Origin of the sequence: Sphingopyxis sp. (assembly GCF_036402335.1) — a bacterium.
Taxonomy (GTDB): domain Bacteria; phylum Pseudomonadota; class Alphaproteobacteria; order Sphingomonadales; family Sphingomonadaceae; genus Sphingopyxis.
In genome coordinates this window covers 1-8,856 of the sequence record NZ_DASWTD010000091.1, presented here as the reverse complement: position 1 = coordinate 8,856, position 8,856 = coordinate 1, and the positions used below count along the sequence as shown (strand labels likewise).

Sequence of the window (8,856 nt, the reverse complement as noted above, 5' to 3'; positions counted from 1 at the left end):
ATTTTCGGCGATGAACTGGCGCACTTCCTGCTGGAAGGCCAGGTCTTCGGGGCTGAACTCCATGTCCATGACGATTCTCCCTTGGGCAATGGCGCCCTTATATTATCGGTTCACGCTTACGTAAAGGTAAGTTGTGTTTTGCTACGCGTTGCGCGGCAACTTCGCCAACTTCCGGCACCTTGTCCAGCGTTGCATCGACGGGAGGATATGGAGGAATGGGTCAGCGTGTGACGAGGACGACCGCGCCTTCGCTGGCATAGGCCCCGCGAATCTCGGCAATCGACAGCGTGACGTCCAGCGCGACGCCATCGCGGGTGACGATCTGCGACAGGATGCGTACCGGCTCTCCGCTACGAAAAACCGTTTCGAGCGCTTCGGAAAAAGCCGCGCGCTGGCCAATGGCAAGCAGTGTCGAAAAGCGAACGCGCCGGATCGCCGCTGCATCGACTCCGACCATCGCGGTCAACGTATCGTTCGCCGCGTCGATCGTCTCGCGTACCGACAGCCGGGCATGACCGACCCCGCCGTCGACATCAATCGCAGTCGCCAGCGCGTAGCGCATATCGCCAGCCGCGAAAAACTCCATGGTTTCACTGATATCTCGCAGCAGGATGGCGCCGCCGATTGGCAACGGAACCAGATCGACATGCAGCCATTGGCGTGGACGCAGGATGCCGGGCACGTCGCCCGAAAAACGCTCACGGTGATCGATCAGGCGGATGATCCGCTGGAACAACAAGCTTTCATTGAGCTGCGGCAGCGCCAGCGCCAGCTTTTCGCCGATCAGCGCGGCTGCCGTGCGCTCCAGCATATCGCTGGCCACCGGATTGACCGACAGGATGGACCATTGCCGGTCGATGACGATCGCCCCGTCGCGCACCCATTCGACAAGGGACGCAAGGGAGTCCTGGAGCTTACCGGCAGAAGCCGCGTCCGGCCCGCCTTCTTCATCGAGACGGCGATAGTCATCGAGCGAAATCAGCACGTGGGCGTCCTTGCCATGGTGCGTCACAACCACGGGCTTGCGTGCGGCCTGCAGTCGCCAGTTTGCAAAGCCGCGGATGAACTCTGCCGCCGATACCCTCTGCGGTTCACGCGCCGTCGCCATAACCTTTTCCCGAATGATACCCCTGTGGGTTCCTTATGCGCGGTGCCGCGGGGAAACGGCGACGAAGCTTGTCCAGTTCGCTTCGGGCTACTCGCGAGGTTCGCCCGATTTGGCAACGATCGGGGCGGTTTAAGCCGATTTGTTACCGAACCGGTGTCAAACCAGCTTCGCCTTGCCGCAGCGCAGCGCATTGATCCGCGCGTCGGCCTGTCCGATGTGGACGCCGAGCAGGCCCGTGAGGTCCGCCAGCACGGTATCGAGCACCGGCGCGGCCAGCCCGACCGTTTCCCCCACCAGCGTCGTCAGCGCCTTGAGATTAAGGCCCAGACCCAGCACATTCACCTTGAGCTCCATCCGGTCCGACAGCGATTTTGCAGCTCCCGCGACCAGTCCGCTACTCGATGCCGTCTTGACCTGGCCGTCGTCGATGTCGCGACGCGAAAAATCTACCTGCTTTTCGCCGAGATCGGACAGGACCAGCTCGGCCCCGGCATCGACGCTGACGAGCGGCAGTTTTACGACCCGCGCCGGTTCGGGATCGAGCGGACGCTGCATGTCCTGAAAATCGGCATCGTCGACCGTCCCGATCGCGACCATCGCCGGCGAAGTGACGACGCCGAGCGACACCGCGGTGCTGCTGTTCGGGGCGCAGTCGATGTCGGTGATCCGGGCCGAAGCCGATCCCAGTTCGGCGAGAACCGGAAGATGGACACTCGCGAGCGGCGTCTGGATTTTCGTGTCGAGTTTGAGCCGGACCTGCGCCGTGCGGACGATCACGTCATTGGTGTCGGTTACCGCGATCAGCGGCGAATTCGCGGGCGGCTCGCCGATCATCAACGCGACATCGATTCCCGAACCGCCGGGCAGGTTGCCGGCGACCGACAGGTCGACCTGGCGGTTGGCGTTGCCCAGCAGCAGCATCGCCCGCAGCAGGCTGAGCGCATTGATCTTGACCGGGTTCGCCGCGTCGACCCGGACGCTCGACGAGCGCGGCCCCAGGTCGATCGCCCGCGACGGAACCAGGCCGCGCGGTAGTGCACGATCGGCGATATGTTCCAGCGCCGTTCCTGCCTGACCGTCCGACGCGCTCGCGATCGCCGACACGACCTGCGGCAATGTGACCTGTGCGTCGAGCGTCTGGCCGAAGGTCAGCACGTCGGCACCGATTTCGGTTCGCAGCGCGTCGGAAAAGGCAAGCAGGTCGATATCGGTGCTCGCCAGCGCATTATAGTCCATCACCGAAAGGTTGAGCTGGCTGCCGGTCAGGCTCGACAGCAGCGCATTCGGCAGGCCACCGTTCACGGCGGCGACCCGCGAGCCCAGCGAAAAGGCGGCGTAACCCCGACGCGCGCCGGTGGCGGTCGCACGAATGACGGTGTTTTGCCGGCCGGTGAGGAAGCTGCCGAAAAAGAGCGGGCGATCACGGGTCAACACGATACGCACCGCATTCGGCGATGCACCGCCGCCGGCGAAGCGCTGCTCGGCCAATATTCCCGGGTCGGCGACATAGGTGCCGGGCGTGAGCGCCGCGATACGGATGCCGCAATCGCAATTGGCCGCGATAATGCGGTCTGCCGCTGCACGCTCTTCACCGGGGCGCCCTGCGGCTGCCATTGCCGCGGCGTCGGCGATCCCCTGCAATTTGCGGCGATCGAGATAGAGCGAGCCGATATCGACCGCGAGCGCCGCCGAGCCGATCAGCATCGTCATCCCGAAGGCGGTAGCAATGCTGATGCCCGCGCGCCGGTCCCGGGCAAGCCTGCGAAGGAGGGAGAATATCGTCATGCTCAATCCACCGGAAGTTCGAAGGTCGCACGAGCGCGGATGACGTTGCCGGGCGCGGGCACGAAGGAGGATCGCAATATGCTGTCGGGGGGAGCCGTGAAGGTGATCGCGACGGTAACCGCTTCGGCGGTTTCGGACACCGCGATGGTGTGCGTTCCCGTTACGGCCTGAAGACTGCGACCAACCGCGCGCGTCGCGACCGCGCGGCGGTCGGCGGCGTCGAGGCCGACGATTGCAGCGCGCGCACCATCGTTCGCTGCCTGCTGCACGCTGTGCGCCAACATGAAATACTGGCTGTAGACCAGCACGCCCATCAACAGCGCGAGAAACAACGGCAGCACCAGCGCCATTTCGACGATGGCGGCACCGCGCTCGTCGCGCATCAGGGTCGCGCCGGTCAGGGCCGGTTTGCGGCAGGGCCGCACAGGGTGAATCGAGCCGGTCATGCCGACAAGCATGGCGGCCGCAAATGAAAGCGGCGTCGAGATCACCCGACGCCGCTTTTGCGTATTTTACATGTTCACCGGACGGCCAAATCTTGCCGGTCGGGCAGCCCGAAGGCTATTCCTGAAAAACCGCTAATGCGCAGCAAGACCCTTGTTGCCCAAAATATGCATCATTCGGCGTCCTGCAACTTGTCCTGCGTTCGCAATTCAAAATCGGACGCGTCGTGCCGCTCGTGAAGCTGGCTTGCCGGATCGCCCATCACGCGATTGACCATCCGCCCGCGCTTGACCGCCGGGCGCTCGGCGATCTGGTCGGTCCAGCGCTGGACATTCTTATACTCCTGAACCTGCAGGAACTCCCCGGCATCGTAAACCAGCCCCTTGGCCAGCGCACCGTACCAGGGCCAAACCGCCATGTCGGCGATCGTATAGTCCGTACCGCCCAGATATTCGCTGTCGGCGAGGCGCCGGTCGAGCACGTCGAGCTGACGCTTCACTTCCATCGCATAGCGGTTGATCGGATATTCCTGCTTGAAGGGCGCATAGGCGTAAAAATGGCCGAACCCGCCGCCGAGGAACGGCGTGCTGCCCATCTGCCACATCAGCCACGACAGCGTCTCGGCACGCCTGGCTGTCTCGGTCGGCAGGAAGGCTCCGAATTTCTCGGCGAGGTGGATCAGGATCGCGCCCGATTCGAAGACGCGGATCGGCTCGGCACCGCTGCGGTCGACCAGCGCGGGGATCTTGCTGTTGGGATTGGCGTCGACAAAGCCGCTCGAAAACTGGTCACCGTCGCCGATCTTGATCAGCCATGCATCATATTCGGCCCCGCTGTGGCCCAGTTCGAGCAGCTCCTCGAGCATCACCGTGACCTTTACCCCGTTGGGCGTGCCGAGCGAATAGAGCTGGAGCGGATGTTTGCCGATCGGCAGATCCTTGTCGTGCGTCGGCCCCGCGACCGGGCGGTTGATATTGGCGAAACGCCCGCCGCTTTCCTTGTCCCAGGTCCAGATCTTCGGCGGCACATATTCGCTGCTGTCGGTCATCGGTCGCTCCTGCGCTGATTTTTGTACTGACCGGTAACTTAAAGGGCGATCGGGGTTTGTCCACCCTCCCCGATTCAAATAATCTTTGCTGCGCGCAAAGCTGAAATGGCTTGGACGTCATAACCGAGCTCTGCGAGGATCGCGTCGCTGTCCTCGCCGACTTGCGGCGCGCGGCGCGGCTCGACCTTGCCGCTGCCCGACAGGCGGATCGGCGCCCGGATCACGGGAATATCCTTTGAGGCACCCGGATAGGTTACCGGCTCGACCAGCTTCATCGCCGCAACTTGCGGCTGCGACAGCGCCTCTCCCGCGCGCAGCACCGGGGCAGCGGGCACCCGCGCGGCGGCAAGCTCGGCGATCGCGTCCGCACTTGTCCGCTCGATGCACCAGCGCTGCATGATCGCGCTCAATTCCTCGCCGTTATCGCCGCGCAGGATGTCGCTCGCATAGAGCGGATCGTCGACCAGTTCGGGGCGCCCGACCAGTTCCGCCCAGCGCGCGAAGATCGGGGCGCCGACGATCTGCGTGATGATCCAGCCATCGCGCGTCCGAAACACGTCGGTCGGCCCCGAACTGAAGCTGCGGTTGCCGATCGGCTGGCGATCGATCCCGTTCAGCGCATGGTCGATGGTGAGCGCGTTCGACATGGCGAGCGCGGTGCCGAGCAGCGACCCCGACACGCACTGCCCCTTCCCCGTCACCTCGCGCTCGCGCAGCGCCAGCATCACGCCGAAAGCGCAATGCAGCGCCGTGCCGAAGTCGACATAATTGACTTGTGCCCGATAGGGCTGATCTTCGGTCCCCGTCAGATGGACCGTCCCCGACATCGCCTGCCCCACCGCGTCGAACCCGACACGGCTCGCCAGCGGCCCTTCGCTGCCGAACGCCGAGGCGGTCACCAGGATGACGCGGGGGTTGATCGCGGCAAGACTGTCATGGTCGAGCCCCAGCTTCACCAGTGCATCATGCGGCAGGTTGGCGATTACGACGTCGGCGGTTTCGACGAGGCGCCGGACGATTTCGCGGCCTTGCGGGCTCCCGGGCTTCAGCGTCAGGCAACGCTTGGCACGGTTCATCTGCATGAACATTGCCCCCGACCCGTCCTCCGCGACGGGGACGGTATAGCGGTCGTCATTGCCGCCCGGCGCCTCGATGCGAATGACGTCGGCGCCATAGTCGGCGAGCAATGCCGCGCAATAGGGGCCCGCAATATAGCGGCCAAAATCGAGTACCCTAATTCCCTTCAGCGGCACGCTTTGCCCTCCCTATCGTTCCTCTTTCGACCGGGGCTAGCAGTCGCCCGTCGACGCTGCCAGTTCTTCGTCGAAACCTGTCGCTTGCATGTTTGCGCCCGCGCCATATGGTATACGAAATTGCAACAGGGGAGATTTCATGACGCGTTTCGCTTTCGCTCTCGCGGCGACTTTGGCTTGTTCGACCTCGGTCTGGGCGCAAACGGCGCCTGCGGCGGATGCCAAGCCCGAAAAGTGGGACGTCAACGCCCCGCCCGGAATGACCACGCACAAGGTACCGATCGCGGTCGACGAGGGCAGCTGGATGAATGTCGACGTCGCCCCCGACGGCAGGACGATCGCTTTCGACCTTCTTGGCGACATTTATACCATGCCGATCGAGGGCGGCACGCCGACGCGCATCGCCGCAGGCCTCGCTTATGAACATCAGCCGAGGTTTTCGCCCGACGGCAAGCGGATCGCTTTTGTCTCGGACGCCGGTGGTGGCGACAATATCTGGCTGATGAATCGCGACGGCACGGACAGGCGCCAGCTCAGCAAGGAAGATTTCCGCCTGCTCAACCAGCCGAGCTGGAGCCCCGATGGCCAGTTTATCGTCGCGAAGAAGCATTTCACGACCGGACGCTCGCTCGGTACCGGCGAGGTATGGATGTACCATGTCTCGGGCGGTGCTGGCGTCCTGCTCGTCAAGAAACCCAATGAGCGTCATCAGAAGGAACTGGGCGAGCCGACCTTCGCGCCCGACGGCAAGGGTGTCTATTACACGCGCAACGTCACACCGGGCCCGATCTTCGAATATGCGCAGGACAGCAACACCGACCTGTTTCACATCGAACGTTATGACCTGAACGACGGCGAAGTCACGACCATCGCCGGCGGGGCGGGCGGCGCCGTGCGCCCCTCGCCTTCGCCCGACGGCAAGCGCCTCGCTTTCGTCCGCCGCGAGGGCGCCCAGTCGAAGCTGTATGTGAAGGATCTGGCGTCCGGCGCCGAGCGCAAGATCTATGACGCGCTCGATCAGGATGTGCAGGAAACCTGGGCGGTGACCGGCGTCTATCCGAACATGGACTGGACACCCGACAGCGAGGATGTCGTGTTCTGGGCCGGCGGCAAGCTGCGCCGCGTCGGCGCCGATGGCGGCGAAGCGCGGGTGATTCCGTTCAGCATCAACGACGATCGTGTCGTCGTCGATTCCACCCACCCGACGATCGAGGTCGCGCCCGACAGCTTCACGACGAAGATGCCGCGCTGGGCCGAAGTATCGCCCGACGGCCGCACCGTCGTGTTCGAAACGCTCGGCAAGCTGTGGGTTAAACCCGCGACCGGCGGCGCGGCCCGCCGGCTTACCGCGGCGAAGGATGCGGCGTTCGAGCTTTGGCCGAGCTGGTCGCGCGACGGTCGATCGATCACCTTCGTCCGCTGGACCGACGCCGACCTCGGCGAAGTCCATGTCATCGGCGCGGGCGGTGGCACCTCGCGCAAGGTCACGACGACGCCGGGCCATTATGCCGAGCCGCGCTTCTCACCCGATGGAAATATGATCGCATTCGAACGCCGCGCCGGGGGCGGACTGAGCTCGGAACGCTGGGGCGAGAACGCGGGCGTCTATCGCGTCGCCGCGACCGGCGGAGCGCCCGAGCGGATCGCCGAGAATAGCGCGAAACCGCAGTTCGGAGCGGACAACGACCGCATTTTCATGGTGGCGGCGGCCGATGGCAAGAGCCAGCTCGTCAGCACCGACCTTCGCGGTCAGGACAAGCGCGTTCATGCGAGCGGCGACCTCGTCAGCGATTACGAAATTTCGCCCGATGGCCGCACGCTGGCGTTCCGGCAGAATTACGACGCCTATGTCACCCCGCTGATGCCCGGCGGGCAGGATGTGACGCTGGGCACGAAGAGCGGCGCGCTTCCGGTGACGCGCGCCAGCAACGGCGGTGCCGACTTCATCCATTGGTCGAACGGTGGCAGCCGTCTTCACTGGAGCCGCGGACCGACGCTGTTCAGCGCCGATCTCGGCAGCTTTTTCGCGAATGCGCCGGTCGACGACAAGGCGCCCAAATTCACACCCCCGACCGACGGCGTATCGCTGGCGATGACGCAGACGGCATCGAAGCATAAGGGCATTGTCGTCATCACCGGCGCGAAGGTCGTGACGATGGCCGACAAGGACGGCGGCATCATCGACAATGGCGCGATCGTGATCGACGGGGACCGGATCACCGCCGTCGGTCCGGCGGGCGCCATCACCGTGCCTGCGGGCGCGGTTACGGTCGATGCGACGGGCAAGACCATCGTCCCCGGCTTCATCGATGCGCATGCGCATGGCCCGCACGGCGACGACGAACTGGTCCCGCAGCAGAACTGGTCCGAAATGGCCAACCTCGCGATGGGTACGACGACCAGCCACAACCCTTCGTCGCGGTCGTCGGAAATCTTCGTATCGTCCGAAATGCAGCGCGCCGGGGTGATTCTCGCCCCGCGCATCTTCTCGACCGGTGAAGTCATCTATGGCGCGAAGGCGGCGGGCGTCTATGCCGAAATCAACAGTTACGAGGATGCGCTCGCGCATGTTCGCCGCCTGAAGGCGCAGGGCGCATATAGCGTCAAGAACTACAACCAGCCGCGCCGCGAACAGCGCCAGATGGTCGTGAAGGCGGCACAGGCCGAAGGCATGGAAGTCGTGCCCGAGGGCGGTTCGCTGTTCACGCAGGACGTCACGCTGATCCAGGACGGCAACTCGACCGTCGAGCACAATGTGCCGCTGCATACCTTCTATAAGGACCTGGTGCAGCTCTGGGGCCAGACGACGGTCGATTACACCCCGACGCTGGTCGTCACTTTCGGCGGGCTCGCCGGCGATCCCTATTGGCGCGCGCACACCAATGTGTGGGAGCATCCGATCCTGTCGCGGCATGCGCCGCCGGCGGAACTCGCCGCGAACAACAAACGCCGCGTGATCGCGCCCGAGGGGGATTATGTCGACGATGATTCGGCGCGCGAAGCGGGGAAGATCGCTGCTGCCGGACGAAATGTTTCGATCGGCGCCCACGGCCAGCAGGCCGGGCTCGGTGCGCATTGGGAAATCTGGTCCTTTGTCCGCGGCGGATGGAGCAATATCGATGCGCTGCGCGCCGCGACGATCATGCCCGCGCAATCGCTCGGCTATGCGAAGGATGTCGGATCGCTCGAAGCCGGAAAGCTTGCCGACCTGTTGATTC

The 8,856-nt window shown here is 64.3% G+C and carries 7 protein-coding genes; 2 read left to right on the top strand and 5 right to left on the bottom strand.

Annotation, left to right across the window (positions count from 1 at the left end; all coding sequences use genetic code 11):
* Positions 1-231: hypothetical protein (locus VGD20_RS02785; RefSeq protein ID WP_331132987.1), on the top strand; the 231-nt coding region annotated here is incomplete at its 5' end.
* On the opposite strand, the gene VGD20_RS02780 is transcribed toward VGD20_RS02785, so the two are convergent.
* The 5 genes from VGD20_RS02780 to VGD20_RS02760 all read right to left on the bottom strand — a co-directional run bounded on the left by VGD20_RS02780 (position 221) and on the right by VGD20_RS02760 (position 5,638).
* Positions 221-1,108: a type II toxin-antitoxin system prevent-host-death family antitoxin gene (locus VGD20_RS02780; protein WP_331132986.1), complete on the bottom strand. Its 888-nt coding sequence runs from the start codon at positions 1,106-1,108 to the stop codon at positions 221-223. The two genes, VGD20_RS02785 and VGD20_RS02780, sit on opposite strands and share 11 nt — an antisense overlap.
* A gap of 156 nt (positions 1,109-1,264) precedes the next feature.
* Positions 1,265-2,893, bottom strand: a complete 1,629-nt coding sequence (locus VGD20_RS02775) for a TadG family pilus assembly protein (RefSeq protein ID WP_331132985.1) — start codon at positions 2,891-2,893, stop codon at positions 1,265-1,267.
* Positions 2,894-2,895: 2 nt separating this feature from the next.
* Positions 2,896-3,339 (bottom strand): TadE/TadG family type IV pilus assembly protein, encoded by a 444-nt coding sequence (locus VGD20_RS02770; RefSeq protein ID WP_331132984.1) that lies wholly within the window; start codon positions 3,337-3,339, stop codon positions 2,896-2,898.
* 170 nt (positions 3,340-3,509) lie between these two features.
* On the bottom strand, positions 3,510-4,385 hold the full coding sequence (yghU, locus tag VGD20_RS02765) for a glutathione-dependent disulfide-bond oxidoreductase (protein ID WP_331132983.1): 876 nt from the start codon (positions 4,383-4,385) through the stop codon (positions 3,510-3,512).
* A 74-nt stretch (positions 4,386-4,459) separates the two neighbouring features.
* Positions 4,460-5,638, bottom strand: a complete 1,179-nt coding sequence (locus tag VGD20_RS02760) for a CoA transferase (RefSeq protein ID WP_331132982.1) — start codon at positions 5,636-5,638, stop codon at positions 4,460-4,462.
* A gap of 139 nt (positions 5,639-5,777) precedes the next feature.
* Here VGD20_RS02760 and VGD20_RS02755 point away from each other — a divergent pair.
* On the top strand, positions 5,778-8,856 hold a 3,079-nt coding region (locus tag VGD20_RS02755), incomplete at its 3' end, for an amidohydrolase family protein (RefSeq protein ID WP_331132981.1).